Here is a 26,747-nt window from a genome sequence, read left to right on the forward strand (position 1 = left end):
TTTTCTATGTTTTTTTTTCTTCATGTAATCGTTCAATAATCTTTACGATTGTGTCTTTTGTGATGAGCGGCGCCTGATCGGATTGATATCTGGGCAGATTGACCTTCCGAAATTCCGGATGTTTGGCGGGGTCGGGCAATATCGCGTAAAGGTTGCCCCATTCATATAAAGATTCCGTCTCATGAGGAGAGGTCAGTTCTTCATGAAGCTTCTCACCAGGGCGTTTTCCTACTTCAACAGCGGCGGGGCGAGGCAGTCCGTGCCGGAACGCATATTCTTCAAATCCGTGAAGCAGTTCTTCAAGCCTCAGGGACTCCATTTTAAAAATAAACGTTTCTCCGCCCTTTGTGATCGCCGCAGATTGCAGGGTGAGCGTTGCGGCGTCATCAATCGACATAAAAAACCTCGTCATGTTTTTATCCGTAATGGTGAGCGGGCCGCCTGCCATCAACTGCTCAAATAAAATAGGAATAACAGAACCGCGTGAACCGAGCACATTGCCGAAGCGGACCGAACAAAACACCGTACCGCGGTTTTGAACATGATGATTTGCCTGATGAAACAGCTTTTCGGACAACAGCTTCGTAGCTCCCATTGTGTTTACCGGGGAAACGGCTTTATCGGTTTTTTAAGATATTTACTGTATTTTGAGGGACTATCAGTGACGGTGAGGTCGATAACGAAAAATTAAACCTTAGGATAGGGGTAATTTCAAACTGAGCCGGAATTGGCCCTTTTCTTTTTTGTGTCATCGTAACGATAACTTCTTTGAAGACCATTCTTAATAGCGCGTTCTTTTTCTCTGTGCTTGATTCAATGTGATATTGATCAATTATCCTATTTATGTTGTTTCTGACTGTATTACTGTCTATTTCTGATTGCGCTTCTTGAGTTCCATTGAGCTCATGCTTGGCAATCTGGAGTTCTTTAAATTCTTCATCTAAAACAGCTTTTCTTTTCAAAAAAAGTTCATCAGTGTAAATGCCGCTCTCATATTTCTCGAAGATAAAATTCTCTTTGTTTTTTAACTCTTGTTCTTTTTGTGAAAGATGTTCAGACATTTGCTTTTTTGTTTTCACATTACTATTTACGTCTTCGTATTTAGAAATCATTGAAGTGATATGTTTTGTTAAAGTCTTATTATCTAAGTTGCTTAAAGAAGAGAGGTAATCCAGAATGGCATTTTCAACATCGTTATATCTTACATAAGTGCATTTATTCTTTTTGCAAGTGAGTGATTTAACGTGATACACACTTTCCGTGCCGTTTTTGTTTTCTCGCGTTCGCCTAGTTTCGTATTTAGATAATGGTTCACCGCACTTAGAACAAGTGCATACGCCTGCCAATTCACTTAATTCCAATGCGTTTTTATTAGGCAGCAGGGGGACTTTGTTTGCAATTTTCTCTTGTGATTGTTGAAATTGTTCTTGATCTATTATAGGAGCATGTGCATCCGATACTACAATTTGTTCCTTTTCAGGTCTAATTGTTCGTTTACCGTCTTTTGTTTTTTCTCTAACCTTATATTTAACAGTTCCGATATACGCTTCGTTTTGCAGAATTGCTTTAATTGTGTATTGATTCCAGCGCTTTTTTCCTGATGGAGTCGGTATTTGTAATTTTGTTAAGTGAGAAGCAATCGCTGTATAACTATAATCTTTTCCATTCAACCCATTTAAAAAGATGTTAAAGATGAATTGAACGACTTTTGCTTTTTCTTCGACTGGGACTAGTTTGGATGTTTTTTTGTTTAACCGGTATCCATAAGGCGCTAGTCCGGAAATCCATTTCCCTTGTGCCGCATATGTGTATTTAGCGCCTGTCATACGCTCTCTGGTCATTTCAAATTCTTCTCTGGCCATAAACAATTCAAAACGAATCTGACGCATGTCTGCAGGATTTCGAGGGTCATAAACTTTATATGGTGTAATGATAATCAATCGCTTGCTTTGAAGAAGGTTAACAATTTGTCCCGCATCACTGTAGCTCCCGCGGCTGAGTCTTGTTATTTCTTTAACAGCAATTGCCTGGTACTTGCCTTCCTCGAGGTCTTTAAGACATTCTTTAAAAACAGGGCGGCCCTCAATGCTTTCCCCAGACCCGATTTCCATTTTTAATTCATAGGGGATTTCAATCGACTTCAGTATTTTATTCATGAGTTCTTTTTGTTCTGTTAGCGTATCTTCGCCTGTTCTTTTTTCTCGCTCCATATCCTGACGAGAGCGTCTAAGATAACCCAAAATATTTGTAATGTTGTAAGAATGAACGATGTTTTTTAACTCCAAAAATCAGCACCTCCTCTTTATTGTATTTACTGTAAAAACAGTAGTATTCGTACAATATTCTGTCTGACATTGAATACGAAAATAACCTAATAAATATTGTAGGGGCTGTATTCTTTAAGTGTTGGGCTAAAGAGCTCGCTCATACGCTCTATGTTTTTTGTTAGCCTGAGAAAATACCCAAATAAAAAAAGAAGCCTCAGAGGACTTCAAAATAATTAATTCTTCTCACATGCAAAGTTGTCATTATCCCGATCCATTTTAGATGTATAAGCAGGGTGAGTGCTTGATACACCATGCGGATATTTCTTTCTCAGCTCTGTGCAGTTTGCAAAGTGTTCTGTTCCTCCAGCAGAAGGGGAGGCTTGAGCAGAGTTAGAAGAGCTGCTTGATGCTGAACCGCTTGAGTTCGATTTATGTGTCTCGGATTGGTGTGTTGTAACTGACTTTTGAGCCGGCTTAGATACACTTACTGATTTCTTCGGTTTCGTTACGCAGCCATTAAATCCTTTATCAGTCGCATATCCATTCTTACTCCAAATCTTCAAGTCTTTATCTTTCGCAGCTTGCTCATCTTTCTTATACGTGTCTAAATACTTCGTGTTTGGCTCATATACATAAGCTACTCGTGCTAATCCTTCTTTAAGCAGTGTTTCTTGTACTGATTTGCCATCTGCATAAACGTAAGCCAGCATTCTGCCATACTTGTCTGTACGATCTCCTTTATCAAACTCCAGTTGAAGTTTTCCCTTGTTAACCAGCTGTTTGTTTCTTGCTGAAGCATCCTCACCATATGGTTGTACGCAAGAGTTTGGGTTCTTAGTTTTAGGCGTGTCAACAAGTAAATAACGAACAGTTTTGACTTCGCCTTTATAGTTAACTTTAATCGTATCCCCATCAACTGTTCTGTTAAGTGTTACATCGACCAGCTTTTTCTTTTTGTCAGACGCCTTTTTATCCGACGAATCCTTCTTTGAAGCATTTTCGGCTTTTTCATTTTTGTCATTAGTACTTTTGTCATTTGATTGAGTGTCTGCCTTTGTCTCTTTTGCATCCTTTTCTTCTTGCTCTGTTGTTTTAGCTTGATCTGAATCTGTTTTATCTGTAGAAGCAGAATCAGATCCACACGCAGCCAAAGAAAAGCTTAGAGATAATGCGCCAATACCTAACAGCCATTTCTTCAATGTAATTCCCCCAATTTGTTTGTTCTGTCTCTATATCGGACAAACCTTCCTAATTATAAGTATAAAACCAAAGATTGTAAATTTCATTTTGGCATTTTAAGACACTCAAATACAGTTGTGTGGTAAAATTTAGTGACTCAAACACCTTAGAGGAGGGAAATTTAATTGGAAGAAGGAAAGTTAATTCGCATGACTCTTGATGGGATAAAGGAAGCTGTTTCTAAATACGGAACTTTTCCTATGCTCCAACATGGAGGGCATGTCATGGAAGATGCTGCTTTTCAATTCAGAGACCCAGCCAGTCCTCAAGAAATTAATAGTTTAGAAAAGATGTTAGGGGTAACTTTGCCTAATGATTATAAAGAGTTCCTATTCAATCACAATGGAATGGAAATGTTTAATGGTATTGAGCTTCTTAGTACAGAAGGGATAATTGAATTTAATGAAGTTCAAGACTTCCCTAAGGGATATGTCCTAATTGGGTATCATTATGATGGCAGGTATGTTATTGATGTAAACAAATCAAATAAAGGATTGGGGTATATGTTGCATCTGGATTCAATTGATAATATTGAAGATGCGGTATATTTAGACTCTAACTTTGAGATATGGTTTGACATGTTGGTGTCATCAAATGGAGCTAAATACTGGGAAGTGAAGCCGAAAATCCAAGAGTATTATAAATATATTTCAGAATAGAAAATTTAGATAAGATTAAGTGGGAAGGAGACGTAAATGAAAGTATTTGAAGCAGCCTCGTTCATTTCAGCCGCAGAAAAGCGGGCAAAACAATACGATCAGATTAGAGAACAATTTATCAATCTCAGAAAAGCATTTCAGGGAATGGCTGATTTAGATGACAGTGAGTTTTCAGGCAAAGGCGCCGACAACATTAAAGCATTCTTTCAAGATCACGCCGGTGTCACGGACAGCTGGCTTGATCTGATCGATATGAAAATTGCATTTTTTAACAGTGTTTCAGGAAAAGTAGTTGATGCCGGATTGGCTGATTTGTTTGTGGAAGAGTCATTTTTAGAACACGAGCTGTTTCATGCGAAGAATAAATCACAAGCCATCATGCAGAAGCAGCGCAATGAAATGAAAGGTATCCTTGATGAAATCAGTGATATCATTCATCTTGATGTTTTCTCGACAGAAGATGTCGATCAAAAGCTGGATTCAGCAGATAAAAAAAGGAACGATACCATACATAAACTCGGAAAGCTTGATCACGATCTAACGAAAGAATACGCAGAAACCGAGGCAAATGAACATTTCATTCAGGCCGACTTTCAGCAGCTCCAAAAAACAACAGGCCAAGGAAAAAACGCCACTCCGCTTTATTACAACGCCAAGGCATACCGAGAAAGCGACATACATAAGAAAAAAGACGAGATTGCAAGACACTCAGACACATATTTAACGTTTAAAAAGGAAGAGGCGAAAGAGCGGGAAATCAAGGATCTGAAGAAAAAGCTCGCTGACGGTGTGACCGATCCGGATGAATATTTAGAAATTGCAAATAAGCTCGGCTATGAAAACCTTGAACCTTCCCAGCAGCAATATGTCATTCAGCTTGAACAAGCAAAACAGCTGGAAGAAGCCGGAGAAGTGACTTGGGATATTTTAAAAGGAGCCGGCGTTGGTTTATATGATGTCGGGAAAGACACGGTAACCGGTCTATGGGACTTCATAACCGATCCGGGAGAAACCTTGTCAGCACTGGGGAATGCAGTACTTCATCCTGTTAAAACATATGATGCTGTTTCAGCAGCAATCGAGGAATCGTATCAAAAAGATATGGTAAATGGAGATGCGTATTCCAGATCAAGATGGGTTACATATGCGATAGGTACAGTAGTTACCTCTGTAGTAGGCACAAAGGGAGCCGGTTCTCTTACAAAAGCTGACGTAGCAGGAAAAGTCACCTCTAAAGTCAATAAAGCAGGCCAAAAACTGAAAGAGGTCTCAATTGCTGATTTATTGCCTTATAATCCCCGTTACGATGTTGTTCCGGCTAGAGGAGTTCCTTATAATGTAGTTAACAGTGAAAATTTAAAGGATCGGTTACTTAGATTAATTGAATCAGCAAATCCTAGAACGGTATTACCAAGGAATAAAGGTCGATGGGAAGGCGCACCTGGTGACGGAAAATGGTATTCCGACATACCTGAAGTAAAAGCAGCGACTAAGGGAGAACCGATTACTTTTAAAGATGGACGTCCTGATTTTACTCCATGGACTGTTGCAAACATTAAGTTTAAGTCTGGTGAATTAAATGGAACGAAAAAAGATTTTAGGCTTGTTTATAAAAAAATTAAAGAGATCAAGGGTTTTAAATCTCAAGCGCAGGCGAAAAAATGGCTGTCACAACAGGGACTTACCCCACACCATTTGGATAGTGTCACAATACAACTAGTGCCTAGTGTGATTAATAACAAAATACCTCATATTGGAGGAGCTTCTGATTTAAGGGGAGGGTATTAGAATGAGTTTCAATAAAATTGAACAAAAGTTAAAAGAATTTACGATAGATACTGAAACAGAATCCAACATTAATACAAACGAGCAGCTCAAAGAAATTGAAAGAAATATAGGTAATCAATTGCCTTCCGACTATAAGGATTTTTTGAAGGGATATGGAGGCTGTTATTTAGAAAGTAAAAAAACAACAGATGAAGTTGAGTACGACGTTTGCTACAAACCTATAGAGAAAGATCCTTGGATGGGTAAGGAAGATGATACACAATTACTAGAGAGCTTCTATGGTTTAGCTAACGATCATAACAGTCTTCAAGAAGCAATCAATACTTATTCTGATCGCTTTCCTAGGAATATTATTCCTATAGCAAGCTCGGCAGGTGGTAATGTAATATGTATGGACATCGACAATGAAAAAGTTTTGTTTTGGGATCACGAATTAAGTCAGCCTGATAAAGACTTTTTCCTAATTGCCAATTCGTTTGAGGAGTTTATCCTAAGTTTAGTAGACGAACCAATTGAAACGGATAATAGTGACAGTGATGTGGAAATTGAGATTTTAGACAATGACTTTGGAAAATTGCTCTTTGGTAAGGACAATTAGCTTTTATTTTTAGGAAAAGTATTGCAAAGTTAAGCTCTCTGAAAGAGAGCTTTTTTATTTTCGATAGAAACTAATTATAAAAAGGGAGAGAGGTTATGGATTCGTATCAAATAAAGAAATTAAAACCCGAAGAATACAATAAGTGTAATAATATTTGGGACATGGAAAAGAAAATGGCTAAGGTGTTTTATGACGAATTAGTAAGTGGAAACAGAATTACTTTTATTTACTTCAGTGAATGACGAGTTTATAGGAGAAGGATCGTTAGTTCTTTAAAACAATGACCCAGATTATACCATTCCGGATAATCGCATTTATCTATTTCGTATGATTGTTAAAGAAGGATATCGAAATTGTGGGATAGGTGGTATTATTGTTGATTATTTGATTGATTATGCTAAACAACTTGGATATAAGGAAATAACACTCGGTGCAGATACAGATAACTTAAACGCAAGGCATCTATATGAAAAGAAGGGTTTTACAACCGTATTTTTCTTGGTGAAGATGAATATGGTGAATATGTAAAACTCCTAAAAGTATTAAAATAAAATTCCCGAGATTATGGTGAATGTGTGGGAGGTTACTTTCACAAACGATGATAGACGGTAACTTAATCTAATTAGATCGTTATTAAGGTGCGGATTAGCATTTATCCTCTCAAAACCAACCCGTAATGAACGAGGATACTGTTGGCTGAGGAATTATTTTTCCATGTATTGTATTTTATGGTATTCTTGGAATGAAAGGAGGAGACAATGAAAAAGAAATTAATTGGGGTCTTGATCATTGTTTGTTTTTCTGTGTTCATGTATGGCGCAGTTACACATTCTTTTAAAAATCAAAAATCCACTGAGGAAGTATTAGAAAGTGCATGGGATGAATTTGGCTTATTTAGCTTTGGAATTGGAGAAACAGACCCAGTCATATCAATTGGTATGGATAAAACAAAAAATGAAGAAGAATTACGGCGCTATCTAAACGACAATTTATCTGAGGAAGCTAAAGAAAAATATAAAGTTAAAATCATTAAAAAGGATATCAATCTTTTAGAAGAACAACATGAAAAGTATTTAGAAAGTGTTGAAGCACATTGATACATTAAAGCTTCTTATCGGCTCTAAATAAAATAACGGTGATATCCAATAAAAAATTTTTGTAAATATTCCGATTATTTCATTTAATCTGTTATAATCAAACTGTGAAATACAAACTGGTTATAGTGTATTTCTTTAATAAGAAATGCATAAAATAAAAAGACCAGGGTGTTGGTAGCACCCTGGCTCTGTACAAAAAGCTGCCTATCAAAGGGCTTGCTCGATGTAGTTTCATGATAGACCTAACCCTTCAGGTTTCCAGCTCAAGGGAGGTCTATTTCTTATTGAACTTTTTATCATTTACTTTCAGTTCATTTCCATTGGTGTCGACATTATAGGCTTTTACGATAACATCCTCTCCTTGATACCAAAAAGCAAATGGATTGGACAATTGATGTTCCTTAATGGTGTTGTTATTTAATGTGTAATAATATGGTTCATGTTCAGCTAACAAGACGATATCGTCTGAATAAGGTTTTTTTTGGATATATGGTATATCCGGTACCTTAAAGTATCGTTTATTGAATTTTTCTCCTTGGGATGTGGATATGAGTACGCTTTTCTTGATGAGTGGATTTGAATAGATAAAAAAGATTTTATCCTCGGTTGGATTAATTTTAGAAGTACTTACAGAGTGTTCACCTTTATTTATAAAGAATGCATTGATCAACAATATAACTATTACACCAATTAGAACTCCTGAAATCCCATATAAAACATAAGACTTTTTCATATAACGCTCCTTATCTTTTATATAAGAATAAAAAGACACTTGCAGAATAAATCTGCAAAGTAAATGATTAGGAGCAGACAGTTTTTCATGAGCGGTCAATATCCAGATGTGACAAGTGCGCCTCCATTATTGTCTAGGTCGGTTCCTTTTGTGTTTTTGTATGATTGCCACACAAGTTTAGAGCAATACTATTTATTTGTGCTTTTTTGGTTGCAGCTTTACTACCAAGGACAGCATTGCATAAAGTTTTACAGGTGAACACAGAGCATAAAAAAACACCCCCTTATATGGGAGTGCCAAAACATTATGCGGTTTGCCCTCGGCGTTCCGCTGAGAAGTCATTATGGTGATCAAGCGCGATGTGGATACTGGCTGTGTGGCCTCTTCGGGCTTCTTTAAAAACTTTGTGGCCGTCAAGAAGATAATGTCCGGCAAACCCAAGTAAAATAACTAAAAAAATAAAAGCAGATGTAAGGTTAAATTTCATAAAGACAATCCCCTCTCTGAATTTGTTTTCGGGCATAAAGCACTTTCTCATAAAAGGCGATAGCTACTTTATGGTCTTCATTTACATTATAATACATTGCTGCATCAGTCGCTAGGTCTTCAACGTCTGAAAGCATTGCTTTTGACTCTAAGTAATTTAAAGCCTTAAAAAGTCGGTCTTTGTCATTCTCAATGAATAGAGCCATAAGAAAATCAAACATTTTCTCTAATACGTCATCGTTCAAATCCTTTGACAGCATAAGACCTTGTTCACAAACTTGTTTTCCATCAACTGTGTTGGACAACTTAAAGTGCGTTTTTGCCAGCATTAAAAGTATGTCAAGCAGTCGGCTAGAATTGTGAAGAGAATTAGTTTGATAAATTGAGACGCCTTCTTTAAAATACTCCAATGCCTTCTCCATATGTCCTGTTGTAAATGAGCATAAACCGAGATTGTACAAAGAAGAACCTATTAACCGTGGCATATCAATTTCTTGTGCTTGTTTTAATGCATTCATGAAATGCGGTATTGCTTTTTCTGGATACTCCATGTCTAAATAATTCAGACCGATGACGAATGAACATTGGATTACTCTTATTGAGTACGTTTCGTGTGCTTTGTAGGTTTCTATTGCTTGAACGATATGATGCATAGACATGTGGGTTTGCTTCATGTGATAGTACACTTCAGCAACTTTATAGTGAAATTCAGCTCGCTCTATTTCATCGGGGACAATAGATATCTTCTTTTCAGCTCGGTTGTAAAAACTTATTGCTTTAAGATATTCGTACTGTTCAAATTCATACATCCCATGAAAAAAGTTAAAATAATATTCAAGAATTCCTTTTAGATCGCTTTGTTTACTTTCGATCTCTTCTGATAAGTCTGAAATTTTAGGTCGTTCTTCATTCATGGTTTTTGGTTCAAGATAATCAAGCATTAATTGATGTCGAAAACACATGAGCGAATAGTACAACAATAAATCTTGATCTTCTTCCATAAGCTCTATTTCTTGCTTCACTTCTTCCTTCAAGATTTCTGCATCTGCAACACTGAATAACCTTATGTATTTGTACCATTCATTGATTTTTAAGCCAACTTTTGAAGAAGAGATCAATTGCTCCAAAAAAATCACCCTCCTAGCATTTCGTCTGATTATGTAATATTTTATCATAATGTAATATGTTGGGAAGGGTGTTTTTTCTTAATTTCTCAATTCGGTATGGAATGCGATAGAATCCTCCTTGTTAGAGAAGGGTACGTGATCAGTTTGCTGTTGCTTTTAGTAAGGCAAGCCATTCATCTAATGTTCCTGCGAAACCTTGTTGAACGGCTAATTCATATGCTGATTTTCCATCTTTACCGGCAGCACCAGTAGCTCCTTTAGCTCCAGTACTGCCTTTTTCACCTTTTAATGAAGCTAACCATTCAAAAGTGATGAATATTCAAGGCGGGAGTAAGGGAAATTAACAAAAAAATGTGAGGGAATGTAGATGAAACGATTTATCTTGGTTATACCGTTATTGGCTGCTGTTATTGCCTCTCCAACTCAAATGAAAGCAAGTCCAATGCCTTGTAGTGCAGTACTCGAACCGGTAAATCAAAAACTGAAAAATGCGAAGGGTGCGGCACTAATCTATAAAGTGCAGTTATACCCGCCAAGTGCTGCAAGAACGAATATGAGTATTCTTGCTGTCCACCTTCCTCAGCCATCTTCTTATGGAAGCTACGACGGTTATGAAGGATTTGCCTCCAAAACAGGGGAGATCAGTTGGCGATTTAAACTATATCCGACTCCCGAGGAAGAGAGCCATAATTGGGCTGGAAGGGTTGATTCCATATCAGCTGAAATGACAAATGTTAAAGTGCAAGTGCGCCTTTCAAATTCTAAGACGCAAAAGTTAGGGCCAAGTGTATTAACAAACAATATTCAATCTTGCTATTAGAAATGTAGAGTTCTTATCAAAGAGAGCAATGCGACTGGATCTTTTGTAAAGTGTCAAAAAGGTAATTGATCGAGAAATTCTGGTGAAAAATGAAAAAGAGTCCATTAAGATGCAATGTCTGGAGTCAATTCATCATTTGACAGAAGAGAGCCGGCAAAAGTCGATATTGCGTTTGATTTTGTACATAGAAAGACGGCATAAAAAGAAATGGTTAGCTAAAAAAAGGCAAAGAGTCAACGCTCTTTACCATCAGGTGTTTTCCTTAAGCGGTCTGCAATATGCTTAATTAAACTCAGCGCAGCAGTCACTAATCCAATAACTAAAACAATTTCAAGTAAGAGGATAAATCCAAAATTTAAACCGCGACTTTCAAAGTAATCACCAGTAAAAAAGAGCAATTGATAAATTCCAAGCATTAGCACAATAAAGGAAGCGCCTATAATCGCCAGAGACTTTTTAGAGAACTCCTTAGTATGGTTAAAATTATAAACCAATAAGAACAAAAATAGACAAGCCATGGCGATCTTATGAGTCAATGAATCACTTGCTGAGAACCCTTGCACAAGTAAGGAGATAATTAATCCGGTCATTCCGATTATTTTGTTCAATATATCACCTGCTTTGTATAAGTATGACCTTAGATATCAGCTTACCAATTAAAGGTGATATTCTCAACATAATGCAGTTTAAACTTAACTTAAAATCGTAATTTTAAGAACAAATTTAGAGTGGATCATGACATGCTGTTTATTATGCTGTAAACAAACGCAACAATAAATAATGGATAAGAGATAACAGCAATTAGTTTTGAAGATTTGCTCTTTTTTTCAAATGTGTATATCAGTGCAAATCCTAAAAAGAATATTGTGACAAACCAAGAAGAATAGGATGGGTACAATGCAATAAGTAAGACAATAAGAGTGGATAACGCAAAAGAAGAGTCAAGTGTTATTTTCTGATTGTTTTTCAAATAAACCGCCTCCTTACACATATCCCCCCCATATAAAAACACTTAAACATTATATTAAGTCAGCATGATTAAATGATAAACATTTTACGTCAAGAACAAGATAAAGCAATCCGGCATTTCAAGGACAAGCTGAACATGTCTGAAAAACTGTACATACCCTTAGTTAATGTAAACTGCTTATAGATAAGCAAAATGTTTAAGCGGAAAGGCTGTATAGACTTATAGGACCTTATAATATAAACATTAGATCGCTTAAAGAAGGTGATGTGGTTGATCAGTCAATTGAATATTTCATGATGCAATTGTGCGGTTCTATAATGGTGAAGACCTCGCCGTGTTCCATTTGTCTAGGGGGGAATTTGTTTAAATTCATAAACATGAGGCGTTTTAGTCTGTCATTTCCTAAAACAGTGTTTTATTCTTGTTACAAATATGCAAGAAGGGCGGTTTGAACTTGTATAGAGTGTTTATAATGCTGTTAATTTTGTTATGTATAACATTAGGGTGTCAAAACCAACATAACAAACATTTTATGGAGGCTAAGCAAACTATGGTCGGCTATGTCATTTTAAAAAGAGAGAATCAAGCAATTCTCATACCTAATGAAAAAGCTGATGCTAAAGACTTTAAAAATCTTAGTGAAAAAGAGATTATTGAGAAGTATAGATCGGATATAGTTTTACTGGGACTTAGTCAACTTAACAATAAAGATGACTTGAGCAAAGGACAAAAAATTCGTATTTGGTATAAAAAATTAAATGAATCTTCACCGCCAAAAACAAACATCTCAAAGTTTGAAAGTATTTAGTACATATTCTGTAATTCCTAGGAATACCGCTGAAAAAACTGAAGCGGCATATTGAACAGAAATAATGTCTTCTAACCTTACCTCATTCGCGGTGGCTTATTCCTGCCCCGGGATTTATTTGACGATTGTTGACTCAGGTGCAGAGAAGGCACATGCCAAGAACACATTTTTGAATTACTGGGCACCTTGAATAAAACCAGCATTCCCGTATTCATATGCGAAGAGATCGGTACTGAACGCTGGATAAAGAAAAAAGTTAACCATACATTTGAACAAGCTTGCGAGGCTTTGATAAAGAAAGAACAGTCAAGAGACGAACCATTACATACATATAATACTCCTGTGAAAGCGGGGGTGTAGTTTTGGAACCTTACCAACGTTATGAGGAATTGAAGAAGAAAACAATAAAGGTTGTCCATAAAGATAATTACAGTATCCGCTATATAGAACAGGATGAAGCCAGTAATGACTTAGATGAATTTTATAAACAATTTGCTCAGCATTTATTGGAGGCTGCTTTGGAAAGGAGTGCAGAGTAAGCTTCTTTTTTTGATTTGTTTGTAGTAAGTATCTTAATAAACAGCTTTATCGGTACTGATATTAATCACATGCGTCACCTCTTGCAGCAAAGCGGCTTCTGCGACATTTTGTCCGCCGATAAGGTTGGTTTGAATGGCTTCAAAGGGATTATCCTCACATGTCGGAACCTGCTTCAGCGCAGCTGTGTGAAAGACAATATCAACACCTTTCATCACTTGGTTGACTCTTCTGTAGTCACGAACATCGCCGAGCACAAACGACAGTCTTTGTTCATCCGCGTATTTTTGTTTCATCACATATTGTTTGCTGTCATCTTTGCTGAACACAATGACTTCTTTAGGGGTTAAGAGCAAAAGGCGTTTTACTATTTGGCTTCCGATTGATCCTGTCCCGCCTGTGACGAGAACAGTTTTATCGTGAAAAAACGGTTGTAGCTCTACTGCTTGCTGTTTAGGCATGGCTTATCCTCCAACTCTCGTTTCTCTACCATGCATCATATGTTGAACAATTTCAGCGAGTTAATGAAAGAAACCAATAAATCAAAAATTAGAGAAAAACATTAATCTGATGCGCTTTCATATCGCTTTACCCGATTAATAGACTAGAAATCACAAATAAAACATTGTACTAAATGTTCATTTTAAATATTTGCTCACGTCAATTTTTTCTCTTCATAAATTCTCACATGCGGACAATCTTCACAAAAACTTAACACTGACATTCCTGTATGTATTTTACAATTAAAGTACACTTTCATAAAAGGAGGAAGGAAAATGAATCATTCAAAAACACTTTTGTTAACCGCGGCAGCCGGATTGATGCTCACATGCGGTGCGGTTTCTTCCCAGGCCAAGCATAAGCTGTCTGATCCTTATCATTTTACCGTGAATGCGGCGGCGGAAACGGAACCGGTTGATACAGCAGGTGATGCAGCTGATGATCCTGCGATTTGGCTGGACCCCAAGAATCCTCAGAACAGCAAATTGATCACAACCAATAAAAAATCAGGCTTAGTCGTGTACAGCCTAGAGGGAAAGATGCTTCATTCCTATCCTACCGGGAAGCTGAACAATGTTGATATCCGCTATGATTTTCCGTTGAACGGAAAAAAAGTCGATATTGCGGCGGCATCCAATCGGTCTGAAGGAAAGAATACCATTGAGATTTACGCCATTGACGGGAAAAACGGCACATTACAAAGCATTACGAACCCAGACCGCCCGATTGCGTCAGCAATTGATGAAGTATACGGTTTCAGCTTGTACCACAGTCAAAAAACAGGAAAATATTACGCGATGGTGACAGGGAAAGAAGGCGAATTTGAACAATACGAATTAAATGCTGATAAAAATGGATACATATCCGGCAAAAAGGTAAGGGCGTTTAAAATGAATTCTCAGACAGAAGGGATGGCAGCAGACGATGAATACGGCAGTCTTTATATCGCAGAAGAAGATGAGGCCATCTGGAAGTTCAGCGCTGAGCCGGACGGCGGCAGTAACGGAACGGTTATCGATCGTGCCGACGGCAGGCATTTAACCCCTGATATTGAAGGACTGACGATTTACTACGCTGCTGACGGGAAAGGTTATTTGCTTGCATCAAGCCAGGGTAACAGCAGCTACGCGATTTATGAAAGACAGGGACAGAACAAATATGTTGCGGACTTTCAGATAACAGACGGGCCTGAGACAGACGGCACAAGCGATACAGACGGAATTGACGTTCTGGGTTTCGGGCTGGGACCTGAATATCCGTTCGGCCTTTTTGTCGCACAGGACGGAGAAAATATAGATCACGGCCAAAAGGCCAATCAAAATTTTAAAATGGTGCCTTGGGAAAGAATCGCTGATAAAATCGGCTTTCACCCGCAGGTCAATAAACAGGTTGACCCGAGAAAACTGACTGACAGAAGCGGAAAATAAACATGAAAAAAGCAGCTTATCCAAGCTGCTTTTTGATGTGAAGAGCGTTTCATGAGAAAGTCTTGGAACGGATAGCCGCAAGCACAGCCGGCAGCCGGTCATACGTGTACGCCGGTACTGTCTCTTGGTAATTAAGCGCCGCGATTTGTTTACGTTCACCCGGGTTTGCCATATAAAAATGGATCTTATCCGCAAAATCCGCAAGCCCGCTGTAAGAAACAAAGGATGAAAACGGGGGCGCGGGAGAAAGGTCTGTCAGCTGAAAGGCCTGACAAGCCGCAATGTCTAAGCTTCTCGTATTTAAACTGATATTTTCGATGCCGCGTCCGTTCTGATTGAGCGCAAACCGATAAGAACGGTGAGGGTTTAAGACCACGTCTGCGCTGTTGTAATATAATGCGGCATGTTCGGGTTCAATCCATTCATCCATTACGAGCACATTTTGCTGCCTGGCGATTTTTTTAGGCAGATGTCTGCGCCATCCCTTCCCGATAATACGAAGCGTATACGGAAGCTTCGCCGCTGCTTTCACCAGTTCAACGCGGTTCGGGTAAGGGTATCCGATCAGAAGCAGATTTGTGTGAAGAGAAGCTTCAGCAGGTTGTTTCTTAAAAAGCCGCTGATTAACGGGGATCGGGACATAATATACGTGCTGTAAGCCCATTTGCCGGTAAGCATCAAGCGCGTTTTGTTCTATCGTCAAAACGGCATCGGCGAAAGGGGCGATTGTCATGCTCACATCGAAATAAAAAGGATCCTCCGTCATCCATAGATAAACGGGAATCTGTTCTGTCTTCAGCCATTGAAGCCATTCAGACGGAATACGGTCTCCCGTCATCATCAGACTGATGTCTGGTTTGAATGCCCGTATACTGCGGATGGTATCTTCCTCAAACTCAGAAACAGAAAAAAAGCGGACGGAAGACTGTAAAAAGCCTTCCTCGATCCAGCGGTCAAAATACGTGTATATGCCTTTATATCCTGAACGGATATATAAAACGTTCATATGCTGTTACGAAGTGAACGTGACACTTTCAACTTTGTCGACGTCAAGCAATGTTGTAGCAGAGCCTGCCGGTGTAACGGAATTTTCCTGCGTAACAAAAACGATTCCGTGAATTTCGTCAAAGGCAACAAATTGAACCGGGCCGATCATGTCTCCTGAATCCATCACAATGCTGATGACAGTGCCGGGCTGAATTCTTGCAAAAATCCATCTCGCCGCTAATGAAATACCGCTTCCCAATACAGATTGTGCGCTGAGACTGTCTTTCGCCGCTGCTTCATCTACTTTTGCATCAATTGCCGATTCCAATAAATCTTTTACTTTGTTTTCCACATTATCTCCTCCATCTGTGCCGCCAGATAAAGCGCTGTTGTCAAATACAGGGGCTAAAAGAGTTTTCAATAACGCCTTTTTAAGCTCCAAACGATCCTCGCTCATGCGAACATACACCTCCTTTAACAATTTCAACCTCACGTTTATTCATATTCCTGATTGAAGAGATTGGTATAAGTCGAATGCCGTTTTGCTTGTGTTTTTTTCAATATTTAATCAAACAGCTGAATTTTCGAATCAGGCTTTGTTTGCCTATGCGGATTGTAAGAGTATGACATACGTTGTATAGATTAAAAAATGAAGGAGAGGAATACTTTGGATTCAGAAGAAACTGTAAAACACGGGGGTTTTGAGGAGGAATTTCAGCTCGTACTGCTTCTTCTTCTTTTGTTATCCCGTCAGCCGTCCGGAGATCATTCAGATTTGCGGCGTCAGCTTGTAATGGCAAAAGAGCTTGGGGTTCCTGTATCACGCGTCAATCTGATTAACGGCAGCACACTGCAAAACGTAATTGTCAAAGAAGTGCTGTCAGATTTGGCCGTTTTTCAAAATCCGCTCAATCATACGAGATCAAACGTCGCGATTTCAAGCATCGTCAGCTGGGGTGCTTTTTAATAACGGATATCAGGCTCTGTCTCTTTCGGAGCCGTTTTTTACGTTTTACAGAAGGGGTGATGGGATGGAAAAGAAGATCTCAATTATCTTAACGAGTTACAACAAACCGGATCTTGTGAAACAGGCGATTGAAAGTGTTTTGCATCAGACCTACAGCAATTGGGAGCTGTTTGTGATGGATGATCATTCAAATGAAGAAACTTCGGCTGCCATCAGTACGTATATAAAAGATCCTCGCATATATTATGACAACAGTTTTATCAATCCTGCCGAACGGCTGAAGTCGACCCGGTATGCCGTTTTGATTAATGATGCGCTTTCACGGGCTAAAGGCGAATACATCACTTATTTGACAGACGACACCGTATTTCATCCGGATAGGCTCAGCCGCATGGCGGAAGTTCTTAATCAATGCAGCGGGTTTGATGCCGTCTATTCCAGCCAGAAGGTGATACATGTAAACGGGCGCGGAACAGAACAATTCCACTTCTATCGTTTTGCTGAAGAGGTGCTTGATCAGGCCGCTTTTCTCGTTGATCACTGTTCAGTGATGCACCGGAGATCATTGCTTGAGCGTGTGAAAGAGAAGTTCGGCAGCTTTTGGGACGAAGATGTTATCCATTGGAATCACGGAGACTCTGTTTTTTGGAGCAGGCTCAACACATTTACATCATTTCTGCCGATAAAAGAAGTGTTGGATACGACCTATAAAACACCCCACTCATTTCAGAACACGTATCAATCGCTTCCGTCTGTCCTGATCGACGGATCCTTTGTAAAGGGGACGGATCAGAAAGTATATCAGCTTGACCGAAATAAAAGGAAGCCTGTAAACGAGCGCTGGCATACGTTATATGAAGGCCGAACCGTCGTCATTCCGGATCCGTTTTTATTTCAATATGAGGAAGAGGACTCCGCCAGTATTCCGAATTTTCAGCTCGTCAGGGATCAGTTTCATGTTTATTTTATAGAAGACGGGGAGAAAAGGCTGGTTGATCATAGCGCATTTCGCTTTTACCGATTTAAACGGCATGACATCCCGGCTTTAGAACGGGACGAAATACAAGCGTTTCCGGACGGTCCGCCGATCAGCCGGGGGACATCGGGCTGTATTCAACATCTGCCCGGGAGAATGCTGTTTCGCATTGAACGGGAATTTTATGTTTATTTGAGAGGGGTTCTCCATCCGATCAGTCATGACGTAGCGAAACGCTTTTTTGCGAATCAGAAGGCGATACCCATTTCCTTTCAGCAAATTAAACAATTACCAATTGGAATGCCGTTCTATCCGGTGTACGATGAAATTATGAGAAATCTCAATATAACAAAAGGTTGAGAGATGCAGTCGGATGTGTAAGGAAAAGGAGAGCTTTTATGACCGATCAATTTGATAAAACCGAGAAGCAGTATATAGAGCTTACTTCCGGCATTCAGAGGTTCGAGCATTTCAGTGTATATACGGACCCTTTTTTGCCGCAGATTTTTTCGCATAACTTTGTTCAGCTGCACCGTACATTTCCGTTAGACAAACTCCTGCCGTTTTTTTCGTCCGTTCCGGGCATGCTTCAAGCCAATTATATTCATGTGAAAGCGGCTCCGGAGCACACGTTTCCGCTTCTTCTGAAACAAACTCTGGTAAAACAGGGCTGCGTAGTGGAAGATGAGCTGTTTTTTGCAAGGAAACTGGAAAATGGGGACCTGCAGGCCGGGCACCCGCTCACTGCTTGGGGGACGGAAAAAAGCCTCGCCGACGGGTCGTCTATTATGAACATCTATGATGCCCTTTACATTGGCGAGGCGGCGGCCGAACAAAAGCTTGAGCGGAAATATCCTTTGTATAAGGACGGAACGGTTATGCTTGTCGTGTGCTACAGCGACGCCTCGCAAACGATTCCGATCGGCTGCGGAGAGCTTTTCATCAACAAAGCAGATAAAACCGCAAAAATAGAAGAAGTCGCAATTCTGGATCAATTCCAACGAAAAGGCTACGGATCGATATTGATGAATGAGCTGATGGCGGCGGCAAAGCTGAACGGCATGGAAACCGTATACCTTGTGACGTCCGGGATGGACGGTGTAAACCGCTTTTATGAAAAACTCGGTTTCAAAAGATTTCGGCGCGTGCATACAATTTTTCATTATTTTCTTACATAGTTGGGCATTCGCATAAACCAATTGGGAGTTGGCCCGCATACAATGCCGTATATCGTAAGAAGAAAGGATGATTTGCGTATGTACGGATACGGATATGGCTACGGTTGCGGCAGTTTTGGCTATGGTTACGGGCACGGCGGCTGCGGGGGCGGAACCAGCACTTTTGTGCTGATCGTGGTATTGTTTATTTTATTAATCATCGTCGGTGCGGCTTTTATTTGTTAGACTGAAAAAATCCTATAATGAAAATCAGCCTGCAGAGAACATCACTTTCTGCAGGCTTTTTGTTATACCCATGCTGAAAAATCAGCTTGAAAAACATTTTAATACATATTACCTTTCTGGAGAAGGGGGCGAAAATGTGAACATAACGATTGAAGAATTACCTGAATCCAGAATTGCTTACTTCCGAAACATCGGAGAGTATGGCGGAAAGCAAAACAATGAACTGATGGAGTCATTTAAAAACTGGGCGCAATTGAATGGTCTGCTTTGTCATTCTGTCATTTTAGGAATTCCGCAAGATCATCCGAATCGTACTCCTAAAGAGAAATGCCGCTATGATGTTTGTCTTGTTATCAATCAAGACCATGTGCCTGAACCAGCCCGGATTGGTACATTTTCCGGAGGGAAGTACGCTGTTTTCTTGCTTGATCATACAAAAGAGGCAGTCAGTGGATTTTGGAACACTGTTTTTTCTGAGATCAAAAAAAATAATTTATCAATCAGAGAGCAGCCCATTATCGAAAGGTATACTTTACAAAAGGTGAATCATCATTTGTGTGAAATATTGATTCCCATACGGTAAAGAAGACGGGAATTTTCCGCCTTCTGCTTATACTGATTCAGATCAAAAATGATGGATGATGAGCTGAGCAAAGAATAAAATCAACAATAGGAATAGAATTTCCAGAACGCTTTTCAGGCTGTCGGGACATCTCCGACAGCCTGTTTTACAGAAAGGTATTTTCTGCAAAAAACTTTCTGAAGGATAAGAATGCGGTTATTCATCTGTTCATACAATGAAGCAAATGGGTTTTCGAGGTGGAAAGATATGGGGAGCTATTTAATCAAACCGGAGCTTGACGGGAATTATCCGTCAGTCAGTCATGGAAAGGGATCATATGTGTATGATCAGGAGGGGAACAAGTATCTTGACGGAGCATCGGGGGCGGTCACTTGCAATATCGGCCACGGCACGGAGGATATTATACAAGCTTTAAAAGAGCAGCTTGACTCCGTTTCGTTTGTGTATCGCTCGCAATTCACCAGTACTCCGGCAGAAGAACTCGCTTTATTTCTGGCGGATCATCTGCCGGGCGGGCTGAATTGGTCATTTTTTGTAAACAGCGGATCAGAGGCAGTCGAAACAGCGATGAAAATGGCCGTTCAATATTGGCAGGAAAAAGGGCAATACCAAAAATCCGTCTTTCTATCAAGATGGGGCAGTTACCACGGCATTACTTTGGGAGCGCTTTCATTATCGGGGTTCTACGAACGGAGATACCGCTTCACCCAGTTGCTCGAACGGTTTCCTGCCGTTTCAGCGCCTAATATGTATCGTTCAGAGCTGCAGGGAGAGGAATTTGTGAAAGCTGCGGCGGCTGAACTGGAAACGGCTGTTCAGCGGATCGGTCCCTCATTTATCGCGGGATTTGTCGCAGAACCGATTGTCGGAGCAGCCGGGGCGGCCATCACTCCGCCGGCAGGTTATTATGAAGCGCTTGAGGATGTCTGCCGCCGGCACGGTATTTTGTTTATCGCGGATGAAGTCATGACGGGGCTCGGGAGAACAGGGCGGATGCTTGCTTCTGAGCATTGGAGGATCGCACCTGATATCGCGGTGCTCGGAAAAGGGTTAGGCGCCGGTTACGCTCCGATAGCGGCAGCCGTTGCGTCTGATGACATCATTGAAACGATCAAGCGGGGCTCCGGGGTCATTATGAGCGGACATACGTACAGTGCCAACCCATACTGTGCTAGAGCGGCGCTTGAAGTGCTTCGCTATGTTAAGAAACACGAGCTGCTTCGGCAGTCAGAGGAGAAAGGCGTAATGCTGAAGCGGAAATTAGAAGAAATCAAAGAGCGCAGCGGGGTGATTGGGGATGTCCGCGGTAAAGGCCTCCTGATCGGGGTTGAATTCGTTAAGGATAAAACGACGAAGGACGTTTTTTCGAAAAAACAGGCCTTCACCGAAAAAATCATTAAAGCGGCAAAAAAACGGGGCCTGCTTATTTACCCTGCAAAGCCCGGTATTGACAGCGGAGAAGGAGACGCCGTCATCATCGCCCCGCCGTTCACGATTTCATATGCCGAGCTGGATGAGCTGTCAGATCTATTTTCCCAGGCAGCAGAAGAAGTTGAAAAAATGATGAAGAAGGATTGAGCTGATATGTCTATTTTTCATAAAAAAATCGATATTCATGAAGCAATTGCCGATGTCAAGGACGAATCTGTCATCATGTTCGGCGGTTTTGGGGGAGTGGGTTCACCTCCGTCATTAATCGAAGCGATTTTGGAAAGCGGCGTTAAAGAGCTGACCGTCATCTGCAATGATGCCGGATTTCCGGAAATCGGCATCGGCCCGCTTATCGTTCATAAGCGGGTAAAAAGGCTGATCGCTTCCCATATCGGCTCAAATCCTGTCGCGGGCAGACAAATGACTGACGGAGCGCTTGAGGTGGAATTTTCGCCGCAAGGGACGCTTGCTGAACGGATTCGCGCAGGCGGAGCGGGGCTAGGCGGTATATTAACTGATATCGGCATTGATAACGCAACCGTTTGTGAAAACAAAGAAACCGTAACGATTGACGGAAAGTCCTATTTAGTTGAAAAAGCGCTGACGGCTGATTTCGCTTTTGTGTCCGCACATACTGCTGATGAATTCGGGAATCTGACGTTTGACAAAACGGCGCGCAACATGAACCCTCTGATGGCTGCGGCGGCCGAAAGAACATTTGCTGAGGCGGCAGAGATTGTGCCTGCCGGCGAACTTGACAGCGAGCATATTGTAACGCCGGGCGTTTTCGTGGAGGGTGTCGTGCAAAGTGAAGGAGTGAAGTGGAAATGGGCTTGGGAATAGCGGAAAGAGAGAGTATCGCGAGGCGGGCCGCCAGTGAAGTTACCTCAGGTATGATTGTCAACCTGGGGATCGGCATTCCTTCTTTAGTGCCGAACTTTCTGCCGGCCGGCATGGAGGTCATGCTGCAGGCGGAAAACGGCGTCCTCGGGATCGGCGGCAGTCCGGAGCGCGGAGAGGAGGATGAGCTTTTATGCAATGCGGCCGGGTTTCCTGTCAGTACAGTTAAGGGTGCTTCCTATTTTGATTCAGCTCTGTCTTTTGCCATGATCAGAAAAGGGCTGATAGATATTACCATTTTAGGCGCGCTCCAAGTCAGCAGGACAGGTGATCTCGCCAATTGGCTCGTGCCGGGAAAAAAAGTGCCCGGAATGGGCGGGGCGATGGAGCTTGCCCAAGGCGCGAAAAAAGTAGTTGTCGTCATGAGCCACACCGATCAGAAAGGCCGGCCGAAGCTGGTCGAAAGCTGTTCATTGCCGCTTACAGCAGCGGGCTGTGCAGATCTCATCATTACAGAGAAAGCCGTCATCAGCATAGATGATGGGGCTTTTGTTCTTGAGGAACTGCTGAATGGCACGACCATAGACGATGTCATTCAAACAACGGATGCCGAGATCAGATTGGGAGAATGTTTTCTTAAAAGGGGGCCTGTCCATGGATCAATTAGAAAAGAAAGTCACTAAGTGGGCGGAAGAAAACACAGCAAAAGCGGTAAGCTTGCTGAAACGGCTGATCGGGGAAAAAAGCACGTTCGGCCATGAATTTAACGCACAGGCAGTCGTTTTAGAAAAACTGAGACAGTTTGACATGGATATTGATGTATGGGAGCCGAGTGTCAAACATTTGAAAGAGCATCCTTATTTCGTATCGGAACGCGAAGACTTCCATGAAAGCCCGAATATCACAGCTGTAAAGAAAGGGGCCGGGGGCGGAAGATCACTGATACTGAACGGACATATTGATGTTGTCCCGGAAGGAAATCCCGCCGCATGGACGTATGAACCGTTTACCGCTGTTGAAAAGGACGGCAAAGTTTACGGCCGCGGGTCAACGGATATGAAAGGCGGCAATACAGCTCTCTTGTTTGCGTTAGAAGCGCTTGAAGCCTGCGGGATTACGTTAAAAGGAGATGTCCTGTTTCAAAGTGTCGTAGATGAAGAGTGCGGCGGCGCGGGAACGCTGTCGGCTGTTATGAGGGGCTACAAGGCTGACGGGGCGCTTATTCCCGAACCGACTAATTTAAAGCTGTTTGTTAAGCAGCAAGGGTCTATGTGGTTCCGCATTACGGTAAGGGGATTGTCCGCACACGGCGGCACCCGCTATGAAGGGGTGAGCGCCATTGAAAAAAGCCTGCATGTCATCACAGCCCTTAAAGAGCTTGAACACGTCCGCAACGCCCGTATCACAGACCCGCTTTATCGGGACGTTCCGATCCCGGTTCCCATTAATATCGGCACCGTCCAAGGGGGAACGTGGCCATCATCGGTAGCTGACCGTGTGGTGATAGAAGGCAGGTGCGGAATAGCTCCGGATGAAACGCCCGAAGCAGTAAAAGAAGAGCTGGCAAGCTGGCTGAAAGATTTGGAGTACCGGGATGAATGGTTTAAACACCACCCCGCGGAAATAGAATGGTTTGGGGCTCAGTGGCTTCCGAATGATCTCCCGGATGAGCATCCGCTGATTTCCGCTCTGGAATCTTCTTTTGAGAAAATGAAAGGGGCAAAACCGGTTCGTGAAGCGTCCCCGTGGGGAACGGACGGAGGGCTTTTGCAGCACGCAGGACAGACGCCGGTCATCGTCTTCGGGCCGGGAGAAGTCAAGGCGGCGCATCAGGCGAATGAATACATTGAAATCCGGGCGTTAATCGATGCCGTCAAAATCATTTCTCTTTTTATCATGGAATGGTGCGGGGTGGCAGATGGGGGTGACGGAGCTGATAAAGGAACTGAGGGCTGAAAAGGGAGCGGCCGAGATTGATGCAGACCGTTTCAATGAGCGGCTCAGAGTCATTCATTATGACGGACAGATCACGGCGCTTATTCCGGCCGTTTTGGCAGAAGCAAAGCAAGAAGGAGCCCAAAAGGTAATTTTCTTTGCCAAGCGCGGCGATGAGCCGGAATTTGTCAAGCATCTTTTTATTGTTGAGGGTGTCATAGACGGGTATTACAACGGGCATGAGGCTGTTGTGATGGTGCGCTATTTAGCAGAGGAACGGAGACGGTCAGATTCATATGTATCAGAAGATTCGACTGTTGACCGTTTACATGAGACACCGCGGCGGGGACTGACTCAGACAGAAAGCGCGCTGATGTTCAGAAAAGCGGACGAAGATGATGCAGACCGTTTAACGCACTTATATAAACATGTTTTTCTTACCTATCCGACTCCTGTCTTTAATCCCCTTTATATTAAAAAAACAATGAGAGAAAACACCATCTATTATGCCGCATTCGATCAGGATCGTCTCATTGGGGCGGCAAGCGCAGATATCAATCCGGTATTGGGGCACGCTGAAATGACCGATTGCGCGGTTCTGTCAGATTACAGGGGGAACTCCGTAACGGCACACTTGTTTAAAGCGTTGGAGCAGGAACTCGCGGACCGGGGAATCATCCATCTTTTTTCCTTGGCCCGTGCAGCGTCTTACGGGATGAATGCCGTTTTGTATCATGCCGGATACGGCTACAGAGGCAGGCTTTTGAACAACTGCCGCATTTCAGAAGGGCTCGAAAATATGAATATATGGTGCAAGACTTTACGTTTGGCCATTCATAAGGAGGAATTCGTTTGACAAACAAATGGTTTCAGCCGAAGCGTCATTGGAAGGAGATTGAATTGTGGAAAGATGTGCCGGAAGACAAGTGGAATGATTGGCTGTGGCAGCTCACCCATACTGTAAGAACCGTTGATGACCTGAAAAAAGTCATTCATTTGACCGAAGAGGAAGAAGAAGGCGTCAGGATGTCTGTAAAAACCATTCCCCTGAATATTACGCCTTATTATGCTTCTTTAATGGATCCCGATAACCCGAGATGTCCGATCCGCATGCAGTCCGTGCCGCTGTCAGAAGAAATGCACAAAACGAAATATGACCTTGAAGATCCGCTGTTTGAAGATGAAGATTCACCGGTTCCCGGTCTTACGCACCGCTATCCCGACCGCGTTCTTTTTCTGGTGACAAATCAATGCTCGATGTATTGCCGATATTGCACAAGAAGGCGTTTTTCCGGACAGATCGGAATGGGGGTGCCGAAAAAACAGCTTGATGCGGCAATCGCTTACATCCGGGAAACGCCGGAAATCCGTGACTGCCTGATTTCCGGCGGAGACGGGCTTTTAATCAACGATCAGATTCTGGAATATATTTTGAAAAACCTGCGTGACATTCCCCATCTTGAAATTATCCGGATCGGAACGAGAGCGCCCGTTGTATTTCCGCAGCGGATAACGGATAACCTTTGTGAGATTTTGAAAAAATATCATCCGGTCTGGCTGAACACTCATTTTAATACGAGCATCGAACTGACGGAAGAATCGGTTGCGGCGTGTGAAAAGCTCGTTAACGCAGGTGTTCCGGTCGGTAACCAGGCCGTTATTTTAGCAGGTATTAACGATTCGGTGCCGATTATGAAAAAACTCATGCATGATTTAGTGAAAATCCGCGTGCGTCCGTATTATATTTATCAATGTGATTTGTCAGAGGGGATCGGCCATTTCAGAGCGCCTGTGTCAAAAGGGCTGGAAATCATTGAAGGACTGAGGGGCCACACAACGGGCTTTGCCGTGCCGACCTTTGTCGTCGACGCCCCGGGCGGAGGCGGTAAAATCGCCCTGCAGCCGAACTACTTGCTCTCCCAAAGTCCGGAGAAAGTTGTGATCAGAAACTTCGAAGGGGTGATTACATCTTATCCCGAGCCGGAAAACTATATCCCGAATCAAGCCGACGACTATTTTGAATCTGTTTTTCCGGGAACGATGGCCAAACACGAGCCGGTCGGACTGAGCGCCATTTTCGCGGACAAAGAGGTTTCGTTCACACCGGAAAATGTATCGAGGATCGACAGGAGGAAAACGTTTACATCAAACCCTGATCATGAAACGCTGAAAGACCGCAGGGAAAAGAGAGATGAATTGAAAGAAAAGAAATTTATTGCACAGCAAAAGAAAGAGCAAAAAGCAGGATCGGAAGTCGGAGGTGAGTCGCCGTGAAGCCATGCGAGTGGTGCGGCAATCAGAAGGCGTCAGCTAGTCAGGCGGCTGTGTACTGGGAGCTTCCTGACGGTACGAGGGCCATAGAAATTACAGAAACACCCTCATTCGCCTGTTCCTCCTGCGGCATGACTTATCAGGAGGAAGCGGTCATAGCGGAAATCGAAAATCAGCTTTTTTTAGTCAATGCAAAAAAATTACCGGAAACACTCACATATCAAGAGCTGATGGAGACAGAACGGATCTTGAAACGGAATTATTTTGACTTCTCCTAGTCTTCTTTTGTTGTAATTT

At 41.8% G+C, this 26,747-nt stretch carries 29 protein-coding genes and 4 pseudogenes; 22 read left to right on the plus strand and 11 right to left on the minus strand.

Annotation, left to right across the window (positions count from 1 at the left end; genetic code table 11):
- Nucleotides 1-4: 4 nt before the first annotated feature.
- The 3 genes and pseudogenes from ABK447_RS10500 to ABK447_RS10510 form a co-directional block, all read right to left on the minus strand.
- A pseudogene (locus ABK447_RS10500) lies at nucleotides 5-625 on the minus strand (polysaccharide biosynthesis protein); the annotation flags it as partial.
- Nucleotides 601-2,285: pseudogene (locus ABK447_RS10505) on the minus strand (recombinase family protein). The pseudogenes ABK447_RS10500 and ABK447_RS10505, both read right to left, overlap by 25 nt.
- A gap of 215 nt (nucleotides 2,286-2,500) precedes the next feature.
- Entirely contained in the window at nucleotides 2,501-3,466 is a 966-nt protein-coding gene (locus ABK447_RS10510; RefSeq protein WP_094031789.1) for a thermonuclease family protein, read from the minus strand.
- Nucleotides 3,467-3,730: 264 nt separating this feature from the next.
- Between ABK447_RS10510 and ABK447_RS10515 the strand changes: the two genes are divergently transcribed.
- From ABK447_RS10515 to ABK447_RS10535, 5 genes are all read left to right on the plus strand, one after another.
- Entirely contained in the window at nucleotides 3,731-4,165 is a 435-nt protein-coding gene (locus tag ABK447_RS10515; RefSeq protein WP_076982865.1) for an SMI1/KNR4 family protein, read from the plus strand.
- Nucleotides 4,166-4,201: 36 nt separating this feature from the next.
- Nucleotides 4,202-5,953: a T7SS effector LXG polymorphic toxin gene (locus ABK447_RS10520; protein WP_094031788.1), complete on the plus strand. Its 1,752-nt coding sequence runs from the start codon at nucleotides 4,202-4,204 to the stop codon at nucleotides 5,951-5,953.
- Nucleotide 5,954: 1 nt separating this feature from the next.
- Nucleotides 5,955-6,551 (plus strand): SMI1/KNR4 family protein, encoded by a 597-nt coding sequence (locus ABK447_RS10525; RefSeq protein ID WP_094031787.1) that lies wholly within the window; start codon nucleotides 5,955-5,957, stop codon nucleotides 6,549-6,551.
- 327 nt (nucleotides 6,552-6,878) lie between these two features.
- Complete coding sequence (locus tag ABK447_RS10530) at nucleotides 6,879-7,079, plus strand: N-acetyltransferase (RefSeq protein ID WP_227749576.1); 201 nt, start codon at nucleotides 6,879-6,881, stop codon at nucleotides 7,077-7,079.
- 230 nt (nucleotides 7,080-7,309) lie between these two features.
- Complete coding sequence (locus ABK447_RS10535; RefSeq protein ID WP_007612065.1) at nucleotides 7,310-7,648, plus strand: hypothetical protein; 339 nt, start codon at nucleotides 7,310-7,312, stop codon at nucleotides 7,646-7,648.
- Nucleotides 7,649-7,925: 277 nt separating this feature from the next.
- On the opposite strand, the pseudogene ABK447_RS10540 reads toward ABK447_RS10535, so the two are convergent.
- From ABK447_RS10540 to ABK447_RS10550, 3 genes and pseudogenes are all read right to left on the minus strand, one after another.
- Nucleotides 7,926-8,381: pseudogene (locus ABK447_RS10540) on the minus strand (hypothetical protein); the annotation flags it as partial.
- A 304-nt stretch (nucleotides 8,382-8,685) separates the two neighbouring features.
- Nucleotides 8,686-8,868, minus strand: coding sequence for a hypothetical protein (locus ABK447_RS10545; protein WP_032870000.1), 183 nt, complete (start codon nucleotides 8,866-8,868; stop codon nucleotides 8,686-8,688).
- A complete protein-coding gene (locus ABK447_RS10550) occupies nucleotides 8,858-9,994 on the minus strand; it encodes a Rap family tetratricopeptide repeat protein (protein ID WP_059368422.1) in 1,137 nt (378 codons plus the stop codon). The genes ABK447_RS10545 and ABK447_RS10550 overlap by 11 nt, the downstream gene beginning before the upstream one ends.
- A gap of 367 nt (nucleotides 9,995-10,361) precedes the next feature.
- Between ABK447_RS10550 and ABK447_RS10555 the strand changes: the two genes are divergently transcribed.
- Both ABK447_RS10555 and ABK447_RS20925 read left to right on the plus strand, forming a co-directional pair.
- Nucleotides 10,362-10,814, plus strand: a complete 453-nt coding sequence (locus ABK447_RS10555; RefSeq protein WP_094031786.1) for a hypothetical protein — start codon at nucleotides 10,362-10,364, stop codon at nucleotides 10,812-10,814.
- A gap of 138 nt (nucleotides 10,815-10,952) precedes the next feature.
- Nucleotides 10,953-11,031 (plus strand): annotated as a pseudogene (locus ABK447_RS20925) (hypothetical protein); the annotation flags it as partial.
- A gap of 16 nt (nucleotides 11,032-11,047) precedes the next feature.
- Here the strand turns inward: ABK447_RS20925 and ABK447_RS10560 are convergent.
- Both ABK447_RS10560 and ABK447_RS10565 read right to left on the minus strand, forming a co-directional pair.
- Nucleotides 11,048-11,422, minus strand: coding sequence for a YoqO family protein (locus tag ABK447_RS10560; RefSeq protein ID WP_015240044.1), 375 nt, complete (start codon nucleotides 11,420-11,422; stop codon nucleotides 11,048-11,050).
- Between the two features lie 125 nt (nucleotides 11,423-11,547).
- Entirely contained in the window at nucleotides 11,548-11,784 is a 237-nt protein-coding gene (locus ABK447_RS10565) for a hypothetical protein (RefSeq protein ID WP_032869991.1), read from the minus strand.
- A 463-nt stretch (nucleotides 11,785-12,247) separates the two neighbouring features.
- Here ABK447_RS10565 and ABK447_RS10570 point away from each other — a divergent pair, with 463 nt between their 5' ends.
- Nucleotides 12,248-12,592 carry a DUF3221 domain-containing protein gene (locus ABK447_RS10570; protein WP_349910067.1) on the plus strand — a complete coding sequence of 115 codons (345 nt, stop codon included), beginning with the start codon at nucleotides 12,248-12,250 and terminating at the stop codon, nucleotides 12,590-12,592.
- Between the two features lie 362 nt (nucleotides 12,593-12,954).
- Nucleotides 12,955-13,131, plus strand: a complete 177-nt coding sequence (gene sprB / locus ABK447_RS10580; protein ID WP_003153662.1) for a recombination directionality factor SprB — start codon at nucleotides 12,955-12,957, stop codon at nucleotides 13,129-13,131.
- A gap of 33 nt (nucleotides 13,132-13,164) precedes the next feature.
- Here the strand turns inward: sprB and ABK447_RS10585 are convergent, their stop codons facing one another.
- Nucleotides 13,165-13,590, minus strand: coding sequence for an SDR family NAD(P)-dependent oxidoreductase (locus ABK447_RS10585; protein ID WP_003153663.1), 426 nt, complete (start codon nucleotides 13,588-13,590; stop codon nucleotides 13,165-13,167).
- 315 nt (nucleotides 13,591-13,905) lie between these two features.
- Between ABK447_RS10585 and phyC the strand changes: the two genes are divergently transcribed.
- A complete protein-coding gene (phyC, locus tag ABK447_RS10590) occupies nucleotides 13,906-15,057 on the plus strand; it encodes a 3-phytase (RefSeq protein WP_094031784.1) in 1,152 nt (383 codons plus the stop codon).
- A gap of 49 nt (nucleotides 15,058-15,106) precedes the next feature.
- Here phyC and ABK447_RS10595 read toward each other — a convergent pair whose 3' ends face one another.
- Entirely contained in the window at nucleotides 15,107-16,063 is a 957-nt protein-coding gene (locus ABK447_RS10595; RefSeq protein ID WP_072589177.1) for a DUF3880 domain-containing protein, read from the minus strand.
- A gap of 6 nt (nucleotides 16,064-16,069) precedes the next feature.
- Complete coding sequence (locus ABK447_RS10600; protein WP_031379006.1) at nucleotides 16,070-16,501, minus strand: hypothetical protein; 432 nt, start codon at nucleotides 16,499-16,501, stop codon at nucleotides 16,070-16,072.
- A gap of 210 nt (nucleotides 16,502-16,711) precedes the next feature.
- On the opposite strand from ABK447_RS10600, the gene cgeC reads away from it, so the two are divergent.
- From cgeC to ABK447_RS10660, 12 genes are all read left to right on the plus strand, one after another.
- Nucleotides 16,712-17,011 (plus strand): spore maturation protein CgeC, encoded by a 300-nt coding sequence (cgeC, locus tag ABK447_RS10605; RefSeq protein WP_012117782.1) that lies wholly within the window; start codon nucleotides 16,712-16,714, stop codon nucleotides 17,009-17,011.
- A 64-nt stretch (nucleotides 17,012-17,075) separates the two neighbouring features.
- Complete coding sequence (locus ABK447_RS10610) at nucleotides 17,076-18,347, plus strand: glycosyltransferase family 2 protein (protein WP_031379007.1); 1,272 nt, start codon at nucleotides 17,076-17,078, stop codon at nucleotides 18,345-18,347.
- 38 nt (nucleotides 18,348-18,385) lie between these two features.
- Nucleotides 18,386-19,165, plus strand: coding sequence for a GNAT family N-acetyltransferase (locus tag ABK447_RS10615; protein WP_031379008.1), 780 nt, complete (start codon nucleotides 18,386-18,388; stop codon nucleotides 19,163-19,165).
- 78 nt (nucleotides 19,166-19,243) lie between these two features.
- Entirely contained in the window at nucleotides 19,244-19,390 is a 147-nt protein-coding gene (locus tag ABK447_RS10620) for a YjcZ family sporulation protein (RefSeq protein ID WP_014418145.1), read from the plus strand.
- Between the two features lie 136 nt (nucleotides 19,391-19,526).
- Nucleotides 19,527-19,973 carry a GyrI-like domain-containing protein gene (locus ABK447_RS10625; RefSeq protein ID WP_094031924.1) on the plus strand — a complete coding sequence of 149 codons (447 nt, stop codon included), beginning with the start codon at nucleotides 19,527-19,529 and terminating at the stop codon, nucleotides 19,971-19,973.
- Nucleotides 19,974-20,219: 246 nt separating this feature from the next.
- The gene (locus tag ABK447_RS10630; protein ID WP_015240036.1) at nucleotides 20,220-21,551 is read left to right on the plus strand and encodes an aspartate aminotransferase family protein; all 1,332 of its coding nucleotides are present in this window, start codon (nucleotides 20,220-20,222) and stop codon (nucleotides 21,549-21,551) included.
- A 6-nt stretch (nucleotides 21,552-21,557) separates the two neighbouring features.
- Nucleotides 21,558-22,247 carry a CoA transferase subunit A gene (locus tag ABK447_RS10635; RefSeq protein ID WP_015240035.1) on the plus strand — a complete coding sequence of 230 codons (690 nt, stop codon included), beginning with the start codon at nucleotides 21,558-21,560 and terminating at the stop codon, nucleotides 22,245-22,247.
- Nucleotides 22,232-22,927 (plus strand): 3-oxoacid CoA-transferase subunit B, encoded by a 696-nt coding sequence (locus tag ABK447_RS10640; protein WP_015240034.1) that lies wholly within the window; start codon nucleotides 22,232-22,234, stop codon nucleotides 22,925-22,927. Before ABK447_RS10635 ends, ABK447_RS10640 begins: the two co-directional genes overlap by 16 nt.
- Nucleotides 22,893-24,200, plus strand: a complete 1,308-nt coding sequence (locus ABK447_RS10645) for a peptidase (protein WP_094031923.1) — start codon at nucleotides 22,893-22,895, stop codon at nucleotides 24,198-24,200. The genes ABK447_RS10640 and ABK447_RS10645 overlap by 35 nt, the downstream gene beginning before the upstream one ends.
- Nucleotides 24,163-25,035: a putative beta-lysine N-acetyltransferase gene (gene ablB / locus ABK447_RS10650; protein WP_059368413.1), complete on the plus strand. Its 873-nt coding sequence runs from the start codon at nucleotides 24,163-24,165 to the stop codon at nucleotides 25,033-25,035. The genes ABK447_RS10645 and ablB overlap by 38 nt, the downstream gene beginning before the upstream one ends.
- Nucleotides 25,032-26,453 carry a lysine 2,3-aminomutase gene (gene ablA / locus ABK447_RS10655; protein WP_007612018.1) on the plus strand — a complete coding sequence of 474 codons (1,422 nt, stop codon included), beginning with the start codon at nucleotides 25,032-25,034 and terminating at the stop codon, nucleotides 26,451-26,453. The genes ablB and ablA overlap by 4 nt, the downstream gene beginning before the upstream one ends.
- Nucleotides 26,450-26,728, plus strand: a complete 279-nt coding sequence (locus ABK447_RS10660; protein ID WP_094031783.1) for a YokU family protein — start codon at nucleotides 26,450-26,452, stop codon at nucleotides 26,726-26,728. The genes ablA and ABK447_RS10660 overlap by 4 nt, the downstream gene beginning before the upstream one ends.
- The last annotated feature ends 19 nt before the right edge of the window (nucleotides 26,729-26,747 follow it).

The organism is Bacillus sp. hwrm1 (assembly GCF_040207805.1).
Classification (GTDB): Bacteria; Bacillota; Bacilli; order Bacillales; family Bacillaceae; genus Bacillus; species Bacillus velezensis.

What these genes read in the sequence shown, in the direction of transcription:
- ABK447_RS10585 (WP_003153663.1), bottom strand. Translation starts at nt 13,590, where the DNA reads ATGCCTAAACAGCAAGCAGTAGAGCTACAACCGTTTTTTCACGATAAA.
- ABK447_RS10525 (WP_094031787.1), top strand. Translation starts at nt 5,955, where the DNA reads ATGAGTTTCAATAAAATTGAACAAAAGTTAAAAGAATTTACGATAGAT.
- ABK447_RS10615 (WP_031379008.1), top strand. Translation starts at nt 18,386, where the DNA reads ATGACCGATCAATTTGATAAAACCGAGAAGCAGTATATAGAGCTTACT.
- ABK447_RS10640 (WP_015240034.1), top strand. Translation starts at nt 22,232, where the DNA reads ATGGGCTTGGGAATAGCGGAAAGAGAGAGTATCGCGAGGCGGGCCGCC.
- ABK447_RS10635 (WP_015240035.1), top strand. Translation starts at nt 21,558, where the DNA reads ATGTCTATTTTTCATAAAAAAATCGATATTCATGAAGCAATTGCCGAT.
- ABK447_RS10630 (WP_015240036.1), top strand. Translation starts at nt 20,220, where the DNA reads ATGGGGAGCTATTTAATCAAACCGGAGCTTGACGGGAATTATCCGTCA.
- ABK447_RS10520 (WP_094031788.1), top strand. Translation starts at nt 4,202, where the DNA reads ATGAAAGTATTTGAAGCAGCCTCGTTCATTTCAGCCGCAGAAAAGCGG.
- ABK447_RS10555 (WP_094031786.1), top strand. Translation starts at nt 10,362, where the DNA reads ATGAAACGATTTATCTTGGTTATACCGTTATTGGCTGCTGTTATTGCC.
- ABK447_RS10515 (WP_076982865.1), top strand. Translation starts at nt 3,731, where the DNA reads ATGGAAGATGCTGCTTTTCAATTCAGAGACCCAGCCAGTCCTCAAGAA.
- ABK447_RS10545 (WP_032870000.1), bottom strand. Translation starts at nt 8,868, where the DNA reads ATGAAATTTAACCTTACATCTGCTTTTATTTTTTTAGTTATTTTACTT.
- ABK447_RS10600 (WP_031379006.1), bottom strand. Translation starts at nt 16,501, where the DNA reads ATGAGCGAGGATCGTTTGGAGCTTAAAAAGGCGTTATTGAAAACTCTT.
- phyC (WP_094031784.1), top strand. Translation starts at nt 13,906, where the DNA reads ATGAATCATTCAAAAACACTTTTGTTAACCGCGGCAGCCGGATTGATG.
- ABK447_RS10620 (WP_014418145.1), top strand. Translation starts at nt 19,244, where the DNA reads ATGTACGGATACGGATATGGCTACGGTTGCGGCAGTTTTGGCTATGGT.
- ABK447_RS10535 (WP_007612065.1), top strand. Translation starts at nt 7,310, where the DNA reads ATGAAAAAGAAATTAATTGGGGTCTTGATCATTGTTTGTTTTTCTGTG.
- ablB (WP_059368413.1), top strand. Translation starts at nt 24,163, where the DNA reads ATGGGGGTGACGGAGCTGATAAAGGAACTGAGGGCTGAAAAGGGAGCG.
- ABK447_RS10610 (WP_031379007.1), top strand. Translation starts at nt 17,076, where the DNA reads ATGGAAAAGAAGATCTCAATTATCTTAACGAGTTACAACAAACCGGAT.
- ABK447_RS10530 (WP_227749576.1), top strand. Translation starts at nt 6,879, where the DNA reads ATGATTGTTAAAGAAGGATATCGAAATTGTGGGATAGGTGGTATTATT.
- ABK447_RS10595 (WP_072589177.1), bottom strand. Translation starts at nt 16,063, where the DNA reads ATGAACGTTTTATATATCCGTTCAGGATATAAAGGCATATACACGTAT.